Here is a 19,554-nt window from a genome sequence, read left to right on the forward strand (position 1 = left end):
TTACATCGCACATCACAACAAAAATCCTAAGCCCTTCATCTGGACAAAAAGCGCTCGCGACATCTTGCAAAAGGTCATTCGTGCCAACAAGCGCTTAAGTTCCAAACAGAATGCAACACTACACTAGGTAGCACTCGATGGCTGCGGCTCGACCGTTGATGTCGGTTCGAACAACACCGCTTGGGCCTAGAGCAGGGAAGTCAAGAAATTGATCGAGGTCGGGCAGCAGCATCGAACGCATGTTGACTGGGAAGGTGAACTTCTGCAGGCTACGATACGCTTCGGCTCCCTCTGCGTCGTTGTCGAAGACGAACACCATGCGATTTTGGACGTCGATCTTGACGAGGCCTTCAGCGAACTTAGCTAGATTCCCGGTACCCGAGAAGGGGTGGCGTTCCTTAATGTCGATAAATCTGAAGAAGTCTTCAACGTCTGGCCGGAGCAGCGAAAGGCCTCGCTTCAGTATGTGTGTGTCGGACGTCCCCTCGGTGGCCAGCATAAAGGTCTGTTCACGGCGGGCGCCGGCGACAAAGTCTTCGTTTATTGCCCAGCCGGCAGCAACGAAATTCCCGTAATCCCAGGCAACGTCCAGCGTAAGGTTTGCAGGGTTCTCGGCGAGGACGCGCAGCACTGAATAAGGAGATAAGAAGCCGATGAGGCCACCAAAGTGGCTGCGTTCAGAGTAGCCGTCGACGTCGCGATCCTGGTCACCTTGAGGCAGCAAAGCCGCGTCGGGATCGGCCGCCAATCGGGCCCGCCATTGATTGGATCCGGGCTCAATATCCAATCGGTATTCATCGTCAAGGTCAGATACCGGATACCTGCGGATGAACTCGACGAACTTGACAAATTCCAGCCGCTCGGACTGAGTTGCTAATGGCGTGCCATGGCCCTCGTCGTGCCGATCCTTGTCCTGCGTCACCTGCTTTTCGTACTCTGCCTGGACTGTGGCCAGCGAGTACCCAAGTAGCTCGAGTCTTGGCACTATCGAGCCGAGCGAACGACAAAAGCAAATTTCCCTTTGGGCAAGATCCTCTTCAGGGTGGTCTTCGTAGTAGTTGTAGTCGATGTTGGGATGGCGGCGATGCTGGCGATCAGATTCCTGAAACAGCATTCCGTGGTCGATGCCGATTTCCCACTTATTGAAAGTGAGGGTAATGGCACCCACAGTCAACGTGATTGGTGTCGTCATTGCCGGGTAATTTTTTGAAGAAGAGAAAGATGCAGACTATCGCAGATTAAGCATGGTAACTAGCAACTGGCAACTGGCTCCAAGTGACGGTGACCACGTTTCAAGCAGCAACATTTGTGTAGAAGCGAGCGGCGTGTTGACGCCGATCCAATATTGACCACCTGGAGGGATGCGAAAACGCCTTGGGCACACACGTTTCACTTTTGGTTTTTTTCATGCTGCTGTGAATGGCTTGGGCGATGCGCTCCAGGGTGCAAGCGAGTTGGCTGACGCCATACTTCCTCAAACCCTTTCCACGTCACCACAATGTCGCGATAATGGTATTGCGACACTTTTCAGGTATAAATGTCGCAATTTAAATATCGCGACAGGAGCCCAAATGGCCAACGCCCCTTTGATGCACGAATACCAAGCGGTGGAGGATGTCATCACCCAATATCCTGAGGGTGTCGCGATTGATCAAATCGAGCGAAGCATGCCGTCTGCGCCCAATCGGCGAACTTTGCAGCGTTGGCTCAATGCGCTAATGGCCCAGCAGCGGATTCGCCGCGAAGGCCATGCCCGTGCCGTGAAATATTGGCGCATCAAGCCAGTTGACTCGGCCGAGCAGGCCATGCCGCCAGGCACAAGCAGTGTCACGGCGCATGCAGACACGCTGATTCCTCTGTCACCCGAAGCCCGCGAGGTCGAGACACGGGTGCGTCAGCCCATGATGCTGCGTCAACCTGTAGGGTACAAGCGTGATTTTCTGGACAGTTATCGGCCCAACGAAACGGCCTACCTGAGCCAGGACATTCGAGATGAACTGCTCTTGCAGGGGCAAGTGTTGGGTGGCCATGAACCCGCTGGCACATACGCCAGGCAACTGGCCGATCGCTTGTTGATTGACTTGTCGTGGAACTCCAGCCGCCTGGAGGGCAACACTTATTCTTTGCTCGAAACCGAGCGCTTGATTTCAGCGGGCGAGGCCGCCACGGGCAAAAATGCCTTGGAGGCGCAGATGATCCTCAATCACAAGGGGGCCATTGAGTTTTTGATCGATGCTTCAAATGACATCGACTTCAACCGTTACACCCTGTTGAATCTGCACGCATTGCTCAGCGACAACTTGCTGGACGATCCCACCGCCAGTGGTCGTTTGCGTTCAATTCCGGTGGGTATTGGACAAACCACTTTTCTACCGCTGGAAGGCCCGCAACGCATCGAGGAATGTTTTGACCAAGTGCTGGACACTGCAGCGGCGATCCGTGACCCGTTTGAGCAGGCATTTTTTGTGATGGTGCATTTGCCTTATCTGCAACCGTTTGTGGACGTCAACAAACGTGTTTCTCGTCTGGCGGCCAATATTCCCTTGATCAAGCGCAATCTGTGCCCGCTGTCATTTGTCGACGTTCCGCAGTCCTTGTACATCAGCGCCTTGTTGGGCGTTTACGAACTTCATCGCACCGAGTTGCTGCGCGATGTGTTCATCTGGGCCTACAAGCGGTCGTGCGCCCGTTATTCAGCAGTGCGTCAGTCCTTGGGCGATCCTGACCCTTTCCGTTTGCAATTCCGGGAAAACATTGCCGAAGTTGTCGCCCATGTGGTGCGCCAAAAAATGAACAAGAAACAAGCTGTGCGCCACATTCAGCAAGTTGCTCACCAAATGGAGGCTCTGCATCGCCCCCGTTTCATTGAGGTCGTGGAAACGCAACTGCTCCATCTTCACGAAGGCAATATGGCCCGTTACCGCCTGCGGCCCAGTGAGTTCAGGCAGTGGCAAGAAGCCTGGCGGTGATACTGCCGCCCTGCACAGCCAAGGCCCGCGCCCGATAAAGCATCTGCCCGAACGCTGCCTGCACATGCGCCGAAGGCATGCGAAGCCGTGGACTCCAACATCCACTTGTTGGAAGACGTGCACCACACCACCACGCCGATCGCGGTGGGTGAGATTTTCAACTAGCCTGTACCAACTGCGCACCGGCCGCCACGGCGCAACCGACCTCTCGCCCGTGTGCATGGACGCAGCCCTGCACTTTGACACCTGGGTGCCCAACTTCGGCGTGCAAGAGTTCATGCCGCACAGCGAAGAAATGCTGTCAGTCTTCCCGTACGACTATCGCTTTGAGCGCGGCATGATGCACTGCGGCGAGTCACCCGGCCACGGGGTGGACATCGACGAAAAGCTGGCGGCCAAATACCCCTACCAAAGGGCTTATTTGCCGGTGAACCGGCTGCAGCATGATGGGACGCTGTGGAGTTGGTGAGGTGAGCTGAACGTGGATGGGCTGGTTTGCAGCGGAAGCCGTCATCGGCTCTGATCCTTCAACTGGCTACCACCAACCAGAAGCGGAATTCCGCTCATTCGGGTTCTAGTTCATCTTAAGACTGCTTGCAGCTCATCGCCAAGTGCAGGTATCTGTTCATGGCGAGCTGTGAAGACTCGCAGGCAGAAATACAAACCTGAATGAGCCGAAAAACCAAAATCAATCAGATTTTCGTTGCTGGCTAGAAGTGAAAGGATGAGAATTCACAGTTCAAGGCCCGAGCCTGAAGGGCGTTAATTAGGCTGGAGCGCATCATGGCAAAAGTAGAGGTCAAGCTATTAGAACCAACGCAAGAAGAGCGCACTTTCGCCGCTTTTGAACCCATGCGCTGGGCAGAGCTTAAAGCGAGCGGAAAGCCGATCTACATTGGAACTCTGGCCGCAACACAAAACGGAAACGCCTGTGGGTGCCGCTGCCCATCATGTGGCGAAGACATTCAGGCTGTAAACGCAGGTAAGCACGCAAGCCATTTCGCAAGGCCTGGAACCCGTGGCATGTTTTTCCGGCACACCTCTGGCCATCAACGCGGTGATTGCGGATTCCTGGCGGCTAAGTTAGCCGCGCTGCATTTGCTCATGGAGCAGGGCGAAGTAGATCTACCCGCTCCCAGAAGGCGGCACTCGCATCTTGGTGTTTCGGGGCAGGTGTATTGGGGTGAAAGCGAAGGCAGCAGATGGCGCGGGCAGATCCAGAACAAGGTATGGCTCGATGACCAATCAGCCAAGATTACTTTGGACGACGGCAAAGTCGTCCTTGTTTTGCTACGGGCCAGGTCAGAAATTTCCTGCGATGGCGGAATAGATGGGATCATCACCATTGAGGTGGACGATCCGGCAGTAGCGTCCTGGGGTCCGCAGCAAATACTAGATCGCCTTAAACTCAACAACGGATTCGCGTGCTGGCAGCAGCATTGGGAAGATGATTCGCTCAACGCGGTGGCGGAGCATGCCGCGAAGGACAAAGCAGAAGCAGCTCTGGATGCGCTGCCTCAGGGTTTGGTGTTGCCAGATGGGCTCACTCAGTTTCAAAAGTCAGAAACCATCCTGCACGCCAAGGTCAAAGAACTTCTTTCAGAAGCAGGCGAGTTTCATGCCCCAGGGATGGTGCGGCCTGTCAGTAGGCTAATGGATGACGGCAGCGAAGCCGAGACTACTGCCGAATTGGACAGTGAATACCTCAAGATAACTGATGTTCGTCTCGAACACCGGTTGAAAGGCCTGGTGCCGGATGTGATCTGTCAGGCTCAATGTAGCTGCAATCCCGACAATCCAATCACACTCTTGATAGAAGTGGCGGTGACCCATCGAGTGGATGAGGCAAAGATGGAAAAAATCAGGTCGGCTGAGCTTGCATGCGTCGAAATCGACCTTTCGTGGATATCCGCTCGGTCGCAGCGGATCACGATCGCGCAATTGAAAAGCGAAGTCATCCATGGACTAGACAGCAAGGCCTGGATCTTTAATCCCTTTATCAACGACCGTGTGCGAGCGAAGAGCGCTGAGCTTGAAATGCATGACATCGCGTGGCGGGCTGAGCGAGAAGCTCAAACCCTGGCGCGTCGGGCTGAGCAACAAGCTCAAACCGATCGAATTCTGTGGCTGAACGAGTGTAGGGAAGAGCACCTACTTGAGCTATTTCTTCGTGTTCTCAGGCGGTCATGGGAAGGTAAAGCCGGTGTCTTGAGAGTGGATGACGGCCACATGATTGAAGCTGAGGACATCGCCGCACAACTGTCTCTGCGTGGATTTCCCTGTGCCCAGGAGCAGTTCTTCGTATCGCAGGATGGATTGTTGAGCCACCTTGACGAGCTCCAAAGGTCCCTTCGCGGTCGCTGGTTTGGCGATCGGTTGCGAGGCCTATGGCAAATGAACCGCGATCCAGAGATGCGCAGGTTCATCACCTTGGGGTTGCTCATGGTGCGGGTGCACAATCCCCGGCTATCGACCGAAGATAAGACGTTGCTTGATGAATTGCGCCAAACCGTTGCGCAAAACGTTCGAACCGACAACCAGGCTTACTTGAGGCCAAAGCGCTATGACGCGCTGATTGCCCGGTTGTTCCCTGAAATCCGGGAAGCTTTGAACCATCCATTTGGCACAATGGAGCCCTTTGAAGAGAAGCAAAAAGTCATACGGAATCAAAAGCGCCTTCAGATGATGGAGGAGGCTCGCCAGCAAGCACACAAGGAAGCGCAAAAGCACAAAGTGGAGATTGCGCGCGATAGGGCCATGGTCAAAATCGACGATTTTTTGACAAAGGAACGATTGAGCAGATGGGTCACTGATGCTTCGGTGACAAGCCTGGATGATGTGCTTAAACAGCTTGCGGTACAGCGCTTGGTGGGCAATTACTTGCGGTCCAATTTGGATGTTGTCGCCTTGCTGACAAATGCGTGGGAGGCCCGCGACAAGCGTCTGAATTTCAGGTCATGGTTTGAGGAGGTCGGTGGTGCCGATCTTGATAGAGCCCAACTGATGTTGGGTGCTCTAAAGTTGGCGGGCTTGGTGGAGAAGTGATGAATTTATTACCCGCCAATTAGGGTCCCGCCGACCAATCAAGACGCACGGGTAGCCACCGGGGATTGATTCAGGACGTGGTCGGGAAAGCGGCGGCGTCCTAAGTGGCTCAACGACGCTCTTGCTGCAGGGATGGAACTCGCAGAGTCAGCACCTAAAGCGTTGGCTGATTGCGACGGCGTCACCGCGCTGCCGGTGCCTAAACAGCCGCTGGTAGGCATGAAACGGTCTGCCGCAGCAATGATCGCCGATTAACTGGGTTCGGCAACAGCAGACTTTCGGCGATCGGCACTGAGTGTCGCTGTTCAGCCTAAAGAAGCCCCGCGACTCACGACCTCAACTCTTCGTGACCCTGCAACCCAGCGATAAAGCTGCTGTCATCGCCTGTCAGCGATGGCAGCACTTCAATGCAGCCCACTGAACGGCATCATTACGTCCCCGCGTAAGACCCCCCATCGGCCAACACGTTCTGCCCCGTCATTTAAGCCGCATGCTGGCTGCACAAGAAGGCGCAGATTGCACCAAACTCTTGCGGGTTGCCGTAGCGCCCGGCCGGAATTTGCGCTTGCTGGATCACGCGCAGCTCTTCCATGGTTTTGCCCGCTTTTTGGTCCATGGCGGGCAAGGTGGAGCGGATGTGGTCAGTGTGCAGCTGTTTCACGCGCTGGCCTTTGCGCTGATCATCAGCGGGATTTGAGTGTCATCAAGACAATAAGCCGCGAAGGTTTTCCCGGGCTGCATCAGGAATTTCCAAATTGATGCACAGGCTGGGCTTGGACGGCAATTAGGTTGAAGACGCTTTTGCAACGATTGCAGGTCGTCGGATTCACGATCAAGCCAAAGCAAAACTTACTTCTTGGCGGGGGCATCTTGCACCTCATTGGCCTTGGCAAACGTCAGGATCACCTCGCGGATGATCTTGCGCTGAGTTGCGGGGAGCTGCAAAAAGGCGTCGAAGGTTTCGCGCTCCAGATAACCGACGCCCTCGTCCCAGCGTTTTTCGCGTCGCTTGACTGATTGGCGCACAGCAGTCCCAAACCGCAGAACTTCCGGTTCGATGTTAAGGGTCTCAGCCAAGACCAGCAGCTTATCTTGCTCAGGAATGGCCTCGCCGCGCAACCAACGAGAGACTGCCTGAAAGCTGACCGAGCGACCCCAGTAATTGGTATTGAACAGCGTCAGCAGGATTCCTGGACGTGGCTCCAAACCTGCCGAGATCATGGCTTCACGTAACCTTTGAGCAAATTCAAGCTTGTTATCCATGCTTGAACTTTGAATTTCAGTTGAATTTTTATTAAACTTTTTGTTGTACTATTCATTCAAATATCAGTTGAATTAATCATTAAACCGATGCAACCTTATCGGGTTGTGCGGTCAGCCAGTGCATGCCCAAATCTCTTCTCGAACAACTCCCCGAAATCGTGGCCAACGGTCGCAAACAAGCCGAAAAAATCCTGGAGGGCATCGAAAGCCGTCACCGCGTGGGACTGCAAACCCGTGAAGTCGTGCTGCCCGCACGCGACACCAAGGCACAAGACTGGATCGCCCAACAAAACAGAGCCAGCCAACACGAAGTGTTTGCACCCGGGCAGGCCAGCTTGCTTGACAACCCACAACCCATGCTGTGCGCAGCAACAGAAGCGCCTTGGACGAATCGGCTGATTTATGGCGACAACCTGCTGGCCATGGCGGCCTTGTTGGCGGGTGATGACAACACACCGAGCTTGAGAGGCAAAGTCGATTTGATTTACATCGACCCACCATTCGACTCCAAGGCCGACTACCGCACCAAGGTCACACTGCCGGGTGTAGAGATTGAACAAAAGCCGACCGTCATCGAGCAGTTTGCCTATTCAGACACTTGGAGCGACGGCACGGCTTCGTACCTCGCCATGATCACGCCGCGCCTGATCCTGATGCGTGAACTACTGGCCGATACCGGGTCCATTTATGTGCATCTGGACTGGCATGTGGGACATTACGTGAAGTTGGTGATGGATGAGATTTTTGGGAAAAAGAATTTTCGCAACGAGATCATCTGGCACTACTCCGGATGGAATAAGCAGCTCCAAACAAGCTTCGAAAAGCGACACGACACTCTGTTCCTGTACGGCAAGTCTGAAGGTCAATACTTTGAGTCCTACTTCGAAAAATGGGAGTCCAAAGAAGAATACGTAAAAAAGAGGAAACAAAGGATTCACATCGATTTTGATGGTCGCGACTATGTTCTATCCGATGCAGGCAATGGCGAGCGTATTAAGCGTTACCTTGACGATGTAATGAAAGAAGGTGTGGTCGTTGATGATGTATGGCACATCGACAAACTTAACAACTCTGCATCGGAATCGGTTGGCTATTCAACTCAAAAAACAAAAGAATTGTTAAGCCGAATCATCAAAGCGTCTTGTCCAAAAGGAGGACTGATCGCTGATTTCTTTGGAGGATCAGGAACTACAGCTGCAACTGCCGAAGATTTTGGCCGCCGCTGGATTACCACCGACCTCGGCAAGCCCTCTTGCATGATCATGCGCAAGCGTCTGATCGACCAAGAAGCCAATCCCTTTCTCTACCAAGCCATTGGCGACTACCAAGTCGAAGCTGCCAAAGCACACTTGGGCCGCGATTTCCGCATCGGTGATTTGTCGCAGATCGTGTTGTCGCTTTATGGCGCGCTGCCCTTGCCATCCGATGTAAACCCACAGCGCAACCTCGGCCAAATCGCAGGCATGGCTCTCGGTGCAGGCCGGGGCAGCAAAACCCTGGTGCTGGCCGACTCGCCCAACAAGCTCACCGGCATGGCCACGCTCAAAAAGGCAGTAGCGCAGCGCGACAATCTCATGGGCGGCTGGGACCGTGTGGTGGTGCTGGGTTGGAACTTTGAGCCGTCGATTGGCGAAACCATCACCGCGCTCAACGACAGCCGCTTGGAAGTACTGGTCATTCCACCCGACCTGATGGACCGCCTCAAGAAAAAAGGCGGCATCGACAAGCTGCGTGGGCAAGTGCGCTTCTCGTCGCTGCAATACCTGACCATCGAGCCAATCACGCGCAAAACTTCATCCAACGCAGCCGAAGAAACGCCGACCGAAACCTTGACCGTCAAGCTCAAAAACTATGTATTGCTCTCACCCGAGGCCATCAACCTGGACGACGCCAACCGCCAAGCATTGCAGCAAGTGGCCAACAAGGAGCCACTGGCCCTGATCGAATATTGGGCGGTGGACCCGGACTACGACGGCAAAGTGTTCCGCTCGGTCTGGCAAGACTACCGGGGCAACACGGCCAACGATGCTGATGTGCTGCGCGTGGTCAAGCAAGCACAAGTGACCGTGCCGGTAAAGAGAGGGCCACGCAAGGTGTGCGTGCGCGTGGTCGATGTGTTTGGCTTTGAAGCCGAAGTGGTCTCCACCGTGGAGGCCGCATGAGCACCGCTGCCGCAAAAGCCGACGACCAACTGGCCCTGGCCGCAGGCCTGACCGCCAAGACCAACCAACTCTGCCTGAGGCTTGAATCGGGGGCGGCAGACATTCTAGAAATGGTCACGCCCACCACCGCCGATTTGCTGGCCTGGTGGTTTAGCGAAGACATGGTGATGGCCCGAGGTGGCCTGAACTTCCACGCCGGGCAAAAGCAGGCCATCTTGAACGCCATCGTGGCGCACGAGGTGCTCGGCGCAGGCCTTGAGCGCTGGTCGCTGTTGGACTTGTACCGCGCCGCTGCCCCTGATGCGCTGCTGACGGGCACACGCTTGAACGAAGTGTCTGCCGACAAGCATGGGCACCCCAAGTACTGCCTGAAGATGGCCACGGGCACGGGCAAGACCTGGGTGCTGCAAGCGCTGATGATCTGGCAGCTGCTGAACAAAACCGCCGCGCTGGCCGAAGGCATTGACGACTCAAGGTTTACCCGCCAGTTCATGGTGGTGGCCCCGGGACTGATCGTTTACGAACGCCTGCTCGATGCGTTTTGCGGCAAGCTCGTTCCAGGTGGAAACGGCTCCCGCAACTTCGCCAGCTCCGACATGGCCAAGTTTGCCGACCTGTTCATCCCCGAGGCGCATCGCGAATCGGTGTTTGCCTTTGTGCGCGGCAACGTCTGCAGCAAGAACGAAATCGGCCTCAAAGCCACTGGCAACGGCATGATCGCCATCACCAACTGGCATCTGTTGGCCGAAGGTGGCGATGTGACCGAAGACATCGAAGAAGTCGAAGCGCTTGGCGCACCTATGGACCCGCAAGATGTGGTGGCCCAAGTGCTGCCGCTCACACCCGGCCGCGCCACAGGCAACAGCTTGGACGTGCTGGACCGCCGCTATGCACGGGGCAATGTGCTGGAGTTTTTGGCGCAGCTGCCCGAGTTGATGGTGTTCAACGACGAGGCCCACCATATCCACGAGTTCAAACGCGAAGGCGAAACGACCGAGGTGGAATGGCAAAAAAGCCTGAGCCGCATCGCCCAAAGCAAGGGCCGCCGCTTTGTGCAGGTGGACTTTTCGGCCACACCCTACAACGACGTGGGCTCGGGCAAGAACAAACGCAAGGTGTTCTTTCCGCACATCGTGACCGACTTTGACCTGAAAAGCGCCATGCGTGCCGGGCTGGTCAAGTCGCTGGTGCTGGACCGCCGCAAGGAAATCGGCGCATTGCCTTTGGAGGCGTTGGATTTCAAGGCCGATCGGGACGAATCGGGTAAGCCGACTCTCGGCGAGGGTCAGCGCGTCATGCTGCGGGCGGGGCTGACCAAACTACGCAAACTCGAAAAAGACTTTGCCACCATCGACCCGCATCGCCGCCCCAAGATGCTGGTGGTTTGCGAAGACACCACCGTGTCGCCGCTGGTGGCCGAATTTTTGTGCGACCAGGAAGGCTTAAACGACGACGAGGTGATGACTATCGACTCGGGCAAGAAAGCCGAACTGGGCCCCAAAGATTGGGAGCCAGTGCGAGAGCGACTTTTCAGCGTGGATAACCACGCCACACCGCGTGTGATCGTGAGCGTGCTCATGCTGCGTGAGGGCTTCGACGTGAACAACATTTGCGTCATAGTGCCGCTGCGCTCCAGCCAAGCGCAAATTTTGCTGGAGCAAACCATCGGGCGCGGCTTGCGTCTGATGTGGCGTGACCCGGAGTACAACGACATCAAACGAGAAAACCGCGAACTGATCAAAGCCGGTAATGAACCTGGCAGTTTGCTGGATGTGTTGTCCATCGTTGAACACCCGGCATTTCAGTCTTTCTATGACGATCTGATCATGGAAGGCCTGGCGGGCACCACGGGCGATGACGGCGGCGATGGTGGCTCAGCCACCGGTGACATCATTGAAGCCGAGCTACGCGAAGACTTTCAAGCCTTTGACTTCGGCATTCCGTTCATCTTGCAAGAAGCAGACGAACTGCGTGACCACAAGCAAATCGATGTGACCACCCTGCCCGCCTTCGAGGCCATGCCTGCGGATCAGCTCAAGAGCATGCTGGGCCAAGGCGACACCTTTGTCTCACAGGATCTGCAGAGTTCAACGCTGTTCGGTGATTACCGTGTAAACGGCGCGGTGATGAACGTGAGCGGCTACAACGAGTACCTGTCGCGCCTGACAAGGCGCATCAGCCAAGCGCTGAGCGAGCCACTGCCCAAGGGCAACAAGATCGCCACACACTTGGCCAAGCCCTATCTGCAAGTGAACACCGCCGAGTTGACCGGATGGATTGACGACTACATCTGGACGCAATTGTTTGTGGGCACCTTTAACCCGTTGGAAGATGAAAACTGGCGCTTGCTGCTGTTGCCGCCCGTGGTGGACCACATCACCAAGGTGTTTGCAATGGGCCTGCTGGAATCAGAAGAAAAGCACACCACAGGCCAGACCGAAGTACATTTACGATTCCTGAGCGAAGTGCCAAAGCTCATGGTGCGCGAAAGTGCATCGCTGGAAGTGTCCAAATGCATTTACACCCGACTGGGCTGGCCCAGCCGCAACGGCGGTTTAGAAAAGGCGTTCATCCATTGGGCGCAAAAAGACGCGCTGGTGCTGGCCTTTTGCAAGATCAGCGAGAACCGCCACACTTTTGCCCGCCTGCGCTACGTGAAGGTCGATGGCCTACCCGCTTTCTATTCACCCGACTTTTTGGTGCGCACCGCCGACGCGGTGTACCTGGTCGAAACCAAAGGACAGGAACAAACCATCCACCCCAACGTGCAACGCAAACTGAAAGCCGCACTGGCCTGGTGTGAACGCATCAACAACCTGACAGAAGAACAACGCGGTGGGCCGCCTTGGCACTATGTGCTTTTGGGTGAGACGATGGTTTATGAGTGGCAGGGCAAGAACGCTCACTTAGCAGAGCTGCTGGACTATGCGCGACTGCGGCCGCTGGGGGGGGCTTCGTTGCAGCAGCGGTTGATTTGAGGAGGGCGAGTTAGTGGATGGGTTCAGGCCAACAAAACTAAAGTCAGCTATGCAGCGGGAGCGGACATTGGCGTTGGTCCGCAGGAGGGCAAATATCGGCCAACAGTAGTTACTTGGCTTTGGTGCCAGGCCCTGGGCCAGTATGCCAATTTGGCTTGGGCTTGCTTGCTGATTAATTGACCCGCAGCACCTCAAATTGCTGTCGAATTGAAGCAACCTGTATCCACATCTCATCACCCTCGTATTTACCCAGCATGGCCCTACCCAAAGGGGCTTCGCTGCTGATGACCTGAATGAGCTGTGCGCCGCTGACCAACTTCATGCTGCCCCCATCCGGCCCGAGAAAGAGCAGTTGCTGCTTGTCGGCGGAATCGACTAGGAAGACCAGCGCGCCGAGCTGTATACCTTTGCTGGCGTCATAGGGACGCGGGCGGAATTGGTGCCAATTAGCAAGCGCCTGGCGAATGTCTTCAGCGCGCCGAGCATGGCCGGTGGCAAGGTAGGCGGCTTCGAGTCCAAGTGTGTCGTATTTGTTTTCGGCAATGTTTTCTTCGTGAGTCGCCGCTTCATGGGCCGCACGCACGGCCTGTTCTGCTTGCAGAAGGTCCTCGGCGAGCCGGTCTAGCACCTGCTGCTGCAGCAAGAATTTATCCATGATGAAAGGTCGGCACATCGCCAAGAGAGGGGCAGGTTTTGATTATGAGGGACTCCACCAGCCTTCGACGCTTGTGTTGGCTGCAGCTTAACTTCCGCTATGCGCACTGTCCTCTCGCTCATTTCCGTGCATCGAACGGTAGGAACCGGCCGACCGCCGCAGGCCATGATCAATGACTGCTTGGCTGCGCCCTCTGCGCCCCCAGCGCCTTGGGCACAGGCGGGTCCGCTTTTGGCTTCTTCCATGCTGCGGTGCGTGGCTTGGGCGCTGCGCTTTAGGGTTCAGGCGTGTTGGATGACGCCATATTTCCTCAAATCCTTTTCTCGGAACAACAATGTCGCGATAAAAGTATGGCGACACTTTGTCGGCATCAATGTCACCATTCCACCTTTCGCGACAAGAGCGCACTTGGCCAATGCCCTTTTGACACAGGCTCACCAAGCTGTGGAGGATGTCATCACCCAATATCCCGAGGGTGTCGCGATTGATCAATGTGTGTGGCGTGACTGATTGCTCAGTCACCCAAAACTCTTTGAAAAAACCAGAAGGTGCCCACAGCCAACGAAAGATACGAGGCCAAACGGGTGGTTTGGGTCAGGACAACCGGTCCACTCAATTGCCGAATAAGCCACATCACCAGCGCAGCGCTGAAAGCAACGACCAACTGTCCCAGTTCAATGCCCACGTTAAAGCCAAGCAAGCTCATGGCCTTGCCCATCCCGCCCACACCCAGGTCGGTCAAAGCACCGGCCAGACCCAATCCATGAATCAAGGCGCAGACAAAAACCAATGTCAAACGCACAGCAACCGCCCCCGTCAAACTGCGATGAGCTGACCAGCGGTCAAACACGGCCATGCCCACGATGGTGGCGGCAATGGCGGGCTCAACCCAAGCGCCGGGCACGTCCAAGCCATACACAGCACAGGCCACCAGCATCACTGCGTGACCTGCCGTGAAACAGGTGAGCACCAGCACCACTTGGCGCAAGCTCCATGCTGCTGCCAGCACCACCAGCAAAAACAACAAATGATCGGCACCCGAAAGCACATGCCAAGCCCCCTGCTGCACTTGCTGCACCAAGCTGGCCCAGGCAGAGGGCAAGACAACCCCCTGTGGATGCTCGGGTGTCAATGTCATGAGCTGAGATTGCGCCCCACGCGTGACGGCGATGTGCTCCGTTTGCTCATCGGCATTTGTGCCAAACAAGCGCAATCCAAGCTGGAGATCAGTGACCAGCGCTGGTATCGCAAATCGTCCCAGCACCACCAAGTGGGTGGATGGTGCAAAGGGGGTGCTGTCAGGCGGTGCTGTGTTGAGCAAGATGCCTTCCAGCACACTGCGCCCTTGGTCACTGTCCAATGTAACGCCCCGCTTGATTTGCGACTCAATGCTCGCGCCATGGGCTCGCAGTTCCTGGATGGAAAGCAGGCCATCTTGGTCGTCATCAAATCCTGTCAATGAGGACACGGGCAGTGACAGCACCATGTATGCACCATCCCCCACGATGTTCAAGGTCCCCCGTTGCGACACCACCCAATGCGCATGGGCTGTCGACATGGCAAAGACTGCCAGCAGGCATGTCAAAACCGATGCCCGCAACCATGAGTTCATGCTCGTCACATCTTGCCTTTGACGCAGCGTTGCAGGTGAGGGAAGGTATCGGTGGCGTAGTAGTGGTAAATGCCCTTGGGAAATTCAGGTGTGACGCCGGTCCGACCATTGCATTCGTCCAGATCGCCCAAACCGGCCACGTATTCATAGTCTTGCGTGAAGGTGCCCATGGCATAGGTTGAAGTGTTGGCAGGGCGATTGACATCAGGCGTCGCTTTGGTGCGGTAGCTGGATGTGACCGTCTTGACCGCAGAGCTGGCGTCGCTTGCGACTGTGTAGCCATAGCGTGCGTAGATTGGAAAACCATCCGCAGCCCAACCAATCAGGGTCATGGCCTTGTTTCCCTTGCTCAGCTTGGTCAGCAAGCCCTCTGGAACACCGTGGTAGTGGTACATCCCGTTGGGCTGAACGTGCGCGTTGCTGCTGTCGGTTCCCCATTTAAAGAAGGTCTGACCCAAAGCCTCCAGACTCCATGCGCCCAAAGGCTGGCCGCCTTGTTGGCAATTGCCAGCGTCACTGCAAGTGCCCGCTGTGCCCGGGTCAAAGGTGATGCCATTCAAAGCCACGCCAGGCTTGTCCCTGGCACCGACACGCGGCGTGACGACCGCTGTCGCGACAGGTGTCACGGTGACAGAGGCGGCGATGGATTGTGCAGAAATGGGGTTGGGGTTGTCGTTGTTGGGGAATGTGCCCACATCGTGGTCTGGCAGGCCGTTGGCGGTCAGCGAACGCAATGCGCTGCTGCAGGACCAAGTTGCCGTGGCGGTGGCATTGACCGACGCCGAGCCATTGAACGCACTGGTGGCGTAGTCGCAGAGCACGCCAGCCGTGCTGGTGGCGGTCGTGCTGGTATCCGTGGTCGCTGCAGTTGTTGTTGCCGTGGCATCGTCACCGCCGCCGCACGCCGTCAATCCCGCCCCTGTCAAAACGGTGGCAACGAGCAGCAAAAAGCGTACCTGGGATAAGCTGACGGAAGGAGTTTTTAATGCATTCATGATCACTGATGTGTTTGTGTTGATTGAGGTCATGGCCACAGCAGTGTCAAAGGCACCGCTGCATCAGGGTGGGCAACAAGGTGGTCGTTTGTGTTGTTGTCTTCGATCCAATCACGCTCTTAGTTTCAACAAACACCTGTGCTGTCGCGACTGAATTATGGAAAAACACCGTGGTGAAAATATGGGCAAAACCTCACAATCTCCTCACAATTTCGGAGTCCAATAGCAGGCCATGCGAATTCGACTCGTACATACTCAGGCACTCCTGCTCCTTTGTGCTGTTTTAATGGCTGTGCTGGCCATGGGCGCACTCAGCGCTTGGAATTTGCGCAACGGTTTTTCAGACTATCTGGCCACCAGGGATACAGAACGACTGGAGCAATTTGCACAACTTGTTTCAGAAAATGTGCAGCGTGCGGGAGGCATTGCACCACTCGAAGCCACAGGCGTGGGCTTGCAAGAACTTTTTCAAGAATTTGGCAGAGGTCAAGGACTGCCCCCAATCAGGGTGTTGCGCGATGCGCTTCCATCCCCTGAAGATCGAGGATTATTCAGCAGAACACCACCACCAAGGCCCATCGACAGCATTGACGCCTTCAAAGACCGGGTCGCCATTTATGGCCTGGACGGTCGTCCAAGATTTGGCCGTGGCCTGCCGAAAAATGTTCAAGAAACGGTTGAAAGACCGGTGCACCTGGACCATGAATTGGTGGGTGTCGTGCGGATGATGAAACTCAAATCTGTACCGTCTGAAGTTGAGGTTCGATTTCTGAAAACACAGTACCAAAGCATCGTGGCCGTCGCTTGCGTTTTGCTCTTGCTGGCACTGATTGGCGCATTCTGGATTTCTGCGCATTGGGTTCGCCCATTGATCGCTGTGCAAACTGCGACCGAAAAAATTGCACAAGGTGACTTTGACACCCGATTGGACGTCACGCGCAGCGATGAAATTGGTGATGCCATGCGCAACATCAATCAAATGGCTGAGGGTTTAAAACAACTCGAGGGTGCAAGGCGGCAGTGGATTGCAGACATGTCCCACGAACTGCGCACGCCGCTGACGGTGTTGCGCGGCGAGATTGACGCGCTCATCGACGGCATTTTCCCACTGACCCCTAAAGCCATGTTGTCCTTGCGCGAAGAAGTCTTGCAACTCAATGCCCTGGTCGATGACCTGCATTTATTGGCCATGTCCGATCTCAAGGCGCTGCCTTGCTATTTTGAAGATGTAGATGCTGCACTTCTACTTGAGGGCATTGTTCAAAAATTTTCTTTGCGGGCAGCTCAGTTGGGCCTCAAGCTGACCCTCAGCCTTGAAGACAAGACCCCCGTGATCGTTCGCTGGGATGCCAGACGCTTGGAGCAACTCGTGGGCAATTTACTGGACAACAGCCTGCGCTATACCGATTCCCCGGGAGAAGTGCAGGTGAGGCTTGACATGTGCAATGAGAACAAGGTGGTCATTCAGGTGCAAGATTCTGCGCCCGGTGTGTCAGAGAGTGACTTGCTGCGCATCTTCGAGCCCTTGTATCGGGCCGATGTGGCAAGGGGACGCTCAACCGGAGGCAGCGGACTTGGACTTGCGATTTGCGAGCAGATTGCCAAAGCACATCAGGGTGTGATTCGCGCTGAGGCTTCGGTATTGGGCGGTGTCTTGTTTCAGCTTGAATTGCCGTACCTTGGAGACTCCGTCATATGATTGAAACCAAGCCGCAACGTGTGCTTGTTGTTGAAGACGACCGAAAAATCTCCAACTTACTGCAAAACTATCTGCGTGCCAGCGGCTATGAGACTGAAGCTGCGTACGAGGGTTGCGACGCTTTGGCTCACATCAAGCGGCAAGTACCTGACGCTGTGATTCTGGACTGGATGCTGCCTGGGCTGGACGGTATCAATGTATGCAAGGCGGTTCGTGCATTCAGCGATGTTCCTATCCTGATGTTGACCGCACGCATCGATGAGGCAGATCGCCTAATGGGTCTCGATATCGGTGCAGATGATTATGTTTGCAAACCCTTTGCCCCCCGTGAAGTCATCGCCCGTATTCGCGCCCTGTTGCGCCGAGCAAATGGAAAAGTCAAAAGTTCAACCAAATCATGGGAGATACATGAGGCAAGCTTTCGCATCAGCTGGCGTGGTCAATGGCTGCCGTTGACACGCATCGAGTTCATGATGTTTCGGCTGCTCCTGAGTCGCCCCAATCAGGTCTATTCGCGTGACCAGTTGCTAGCGGCTGTCCATGACAGCCAGCGCGACATCAGTGACCGCGCCATCGACACCCACATCAAAAACATTCGCAAAAAGGTGCATGCCGTTGATCATGATCAGGATTGCATCGTCTCTGTTTATGGCGTTGGCTACCGATTTAACAGCACAGACTGAAGACAATCCAAGCCAATCTCATGACGGGACAGTCAGCAGCGATCCAGACCCTTTGCACGATCGGCCTGTCGCCGGTCTGCCCAAGGCCCTTGTCACCATGAAAAATCCCGTCCTTTTTGACACATTGTGTTCTGCTGCACAGAACCCTGGACTTGCGTGCGTCCAACACAGCAAAAGACGGCCAGGAATCCGCGACAATCGGCGCTCTTTCGATGAACACCATGAACACTAAGAACTACACCGTCCTCTCCGTCGCCGTGGCCATTGCCGTGGGTGCTTTGCTTCCCAGCTCTGGCGTATTCGCAGCACCATCCCACAAAGCCAAAACCAGCGCCGCCAAATCTGCCGCAGCCAAGCCCTCGGCTTCAAAAAAGGCGGCGGCGGCCAATGCCTTGCCCCCGTTGGCAGCGCAAGTGGCCTTGGCCCCCAACGCCCCCGCATTGCAGTCCAAAGCTTGGTTGTTGATGGACTTTGACTCGGGTGAAGTACTGGCCTCGGCCAATGCGGATGAAGCCCTGCCGCCAGCCTCGCTGACCAAGATGATGACCAGCTACATCGTCGAGCAAGCGCTGCGTTCAGGCAAGCTCAAGCCCACCGACCTGGTCACCGTCAGCGAAAACGCCTGGTGCCGGGGCACCAGCGCCGAGTCATGCATGTACCTGCCTTTGAACAGTCAGGCCACGGTGATCGACCTCCTGCGCGGCATCATCATCCAGTCGGGCAACGATGCCTCCAAAGCGATTGCCGAGCACATGGCCAGCTCCGAAGCGGGCTTTGCCAAACTGATGAACGCCGAAGCCCAGCGCTTGGGGATGACACACACCCACTTTGTGAACCCCACAGGTCTGCCCGATCCGACGCACAGATCATCGGCGCGAGATTTGGCCATTCTGGCGCGGGCCATCATCCGAGATGGTGCCGAGTACTACCCCCTCTACGCCGAACGCGATTTCAAATACAACGGCATCAAGCAAGGCAACCGCAACGCCCTGCTCTATACCGACCCCACCGTGGACGGTCTGAAAACCGGCCACACCGCCGAGGCCGGTTACTGCTTGGTCACATCGTCCAAGCTCAACGACACACGCCTGATTTCGGTCATCCTCAACACACACAGCCCCCAGGCCCGGGCCGATCAAACCCGCACGCTGCTGGGCTGGGGTTTTGGCAGTTTCGAAAAAGTGACCCCGTTTGCGACGAATGCGGTGGTCGCCTCGGCCAAGGTCAGCTTTGGCAAAGCCGACAAAGTGGACGCGGGTTTGGGCACGCCTTGGTTGTTCACCGTACCGCGCGGCACAAAAGTGCAAACCGTGGTGGAGCTCAAGCCAGACCTGAAAGCCCCCTTGGCCAAGGGAGCGGTGATCGGCAAGGTGGTGGCCTCCGCCAATGGCAAGCCAGTGGGCGAAGCCCCATTGGTGGCGCAAACCGAAGTGGAACAATCCACCTGGCTGTTGCGTGCATGGCAACATGTGGGCCAGTGGTTCGGAAAATAA

Annotated in this window: 12 protein-coding genes and 3 pseudogenes; 9 read left to right on the plus strand and 6 right to left on the minus strand. The window is 55.8% G+C overall.

Annotated features, from left to right (window positions below; all coding sequences use genetic code 11):
- A pseudogene (locus B9Z48_RS19040) lies at window positions 1–127 on the plus strand (IS630 family transposase); the annotation flags it as partial.
- On the opposite strand, the gene B9Z48_RS19045 reads toward B9Z48_RS19040, so the two are convergent.
- Window positions 119–1,192: a HEPN/Toprim-associated domain-containing protein gene (locus B9Z48_RS19045; protein WP_233261199.1), complete on the minus strand. Its 1,074-nt coding sequence runs from the start codon at window positions 1,190–1,192 to the stop codon at window positions 119–121. The pseudogene B9Z48_RS19040 and the gene B9Z48_RS19045 sit on opposite strands and share 9 nt — an antisense overlap.
- A 379-nt stretch (window positions 1,193–1,571) precedes the next feature.
- Here B9Z48_RS19045 and B9Z48_RS19050 point away from each other — a divergent pair, with 379 nt between their 5' ends.
- The 3 genes and pseudogenes from B9Z48_RS19050 (at window position 1,572) to B9Z48_RS19060 (ending at window position 6,014) form a co-directional block, all read left to right on the plus strand.
- Complete coding sequence (locus tag B9Z48_RS19050; RefSeq protein ID WP_108380305.1) at window positions 1,572–2,969, plus strand: Fic family protein; 1,398 nt, start codon at window positions 1,572–1,574, stop codon at window positions 2,967–2,969.
- A gap of 163 nt (window positions 2,970–3,132) precedes the next feature.
- Window positions 3,133–3,438: pseudogene (locus tag B9Z48_RS19055) on the plus strand (enolase C-terminal domain-like protein); the annotation flags it as partial.
- Between the two features lie 314 nt (window positions 3,439–3,752).
- The gene (locus tag B9Z48_RS19060; protein WP_146186333.1) at window positions 3,753–6,014 is read left to right on the plus strand and encodes a hypothetical protein; all 2,262 of its coding nucleotides are present in this window, start codon (window positions 3,753–3,755) and stop codon (window positions 6,012–6,014) included.
- Window positions 6,015–6,495: 481 nt separating this feature from the next.
- On the opposite strand, the pseudogene B9Z48_RS19065 reads toward B9Z48_RS19060, so the two are convergent.
- Window positions 6,496–6,660, minus strand: a pseudogene (locus B9Z48_RS19065) (3-oxoacyl-ACP reductase); the annotation flags it as partial.
- 203 nt (window positions 6,661–6,863) lie between these two features.
- On the minus strand, window positions 6,864–7,277 hold the full coding sequence (locus B9Z48_RS19070) for a helix-turn-helix transcriptional regulator (protein WP_108380307.1): 414 nt from the start codon (window positions 7,275–7,277) through the stop codon (window positions 6,864–6,866).
- 122 nt (window positions 7,278–7,399) lie between these two features.
- On the opposite strand from B9Z48_RS19070, the gene B9Z48_RS19075 reads away from it, so the two are divergent.
- Both B9Z48_RS19075 and B9Z48_RS19080 read left to right on the plus strand, forming a co-directional pair.
- Complete coding sequence (locus B9Z48_RS19075; RefSeq protein ID WP_108380308.1) at window positions 7,400–9,439, plus strand: site-specific DNA-methyltransferase; 2,040 nt, start codon at window positions 7,400–7,402, stop codon at window positions 9,437–9,439.
- Complete coding sequence (locus tag B9Z48_RS19080; protein ID WP_108380309.1) at window positions 9,436–12,417, plus strand: DEAD/DEAH box helicase family protein; 2,982 nt, start codon at window positions 9,436–9,438, stop codon at window positions 12,415–12,417. Before B9Z48_RS19075 ends, B9Z48_RS19080 begins: the two co-directional genes overlap by 4 nt.
- A gap of 172 nt (window positions 12,418–12,589) precedes the next feature.
- Here the strand turns inward: B9Z48_RS19080 and B9Z48_RS19085 are convergent, their stop codons facing one another.
- The 3 genes from B9Z48_RS19085 to B9Z48_RS19100 all read right to left on the minus strand — a co-directional run bounded on the left by B9Z48_RS19085 (window position 12,590) and on the right by B9Z48_RS19100 (window position 15,679).
- A complete protein-coding gene (locus B9Z48_RS19085) occupies window positions 12,590–13,072 on the minus strand; it encodes a GreA/GreB family elongation factor (protein ID WP_108380310.1) in 483 nt (160 codons plus the stop codon).
- A gap of 514 nt (window positions 13,073–13,586) precedes the next feature.
- A complete protein-coding gene (locus tag B9Z48_RS19095; RefSeq protein WP_108380312.1) occupies window positions 13,587–14,684 on the minus strand; it encodes a HupE/UreJ family protein in 1,098 nt (365 codons plus the stop codon).
- 5 nt (window positions 14,685–14,689) lie between these two features.
- Entirely contained in the window at window positions 14,690–15,679 is a 990-nt protein-coding gene (locus B9Z48_RS19100) for a YHYH protein (RefSeq protein ID WP_108380334.1), read from the minus strand.
- A gap of 286 nt (window positions 15,680–15,965) precedes the next feature.
- Here B9Z48_RS19100 and B9Z48_RS19105 point away from each other — a divergent pair, with 286 nt between their 5' ends.
- The 3 genes from B9Z48_RS19105 to B9Z48_RS19115 all read left to right on the plus strand — a co-directional run bounded on the left by B9Z48_RS19105 (window position 15,966) and on the right by B9Z48_RS19115 (window position 19,554).
- Window positions 15,966–17,378: an ATP-binding protein gene (locus B9Z48_RS19105; RefSeq protein ID WP_158273322.1), complete on the plus strand. Its 1,413-nt coding sequence runs from the start codon at window positions 15,966–15,968 to the stop codon at window positions 17,376–17,378.
- On the plus strand, window positions 17,375–18,061 hold the full coding sequence (locus B9Z48_RS19110; RefSeq protein WP_108380314.1) for a response regulator: 687 nt from the start codon (window positions 17,375–17,377) through the stop codon (window positions 18,059–18,061). The genes B9Z48_RS19105 and B9Z48_RS19110 overlap by 4 nt, the downstream gene beginning before the upstream one ends.
- 221 nt (window positions 18,062–18,282) lie before the next feature.
- On the plus strand, window positions 18,283–19,554 hold the full coding sequence (locus B9Z48_RS19115; RefSeq protein ID WP_108380335.1) for a D-alanyl-D-alanine carboxypeptidase family protein: 1,272 nt from the start codon (window positions 18,283–18,285) through the stop codon (window positions 19,552–19,554).

This window comes from Limnohabitans sp. WS1 (assembly GCF_003063265.1).
Taxonomy (GTDB): Bacteria; Pseudomonadota; Gammaproteobacteria; order Burkholderiales; family Burkholderiaceae_C; genus Limnohabitans_A.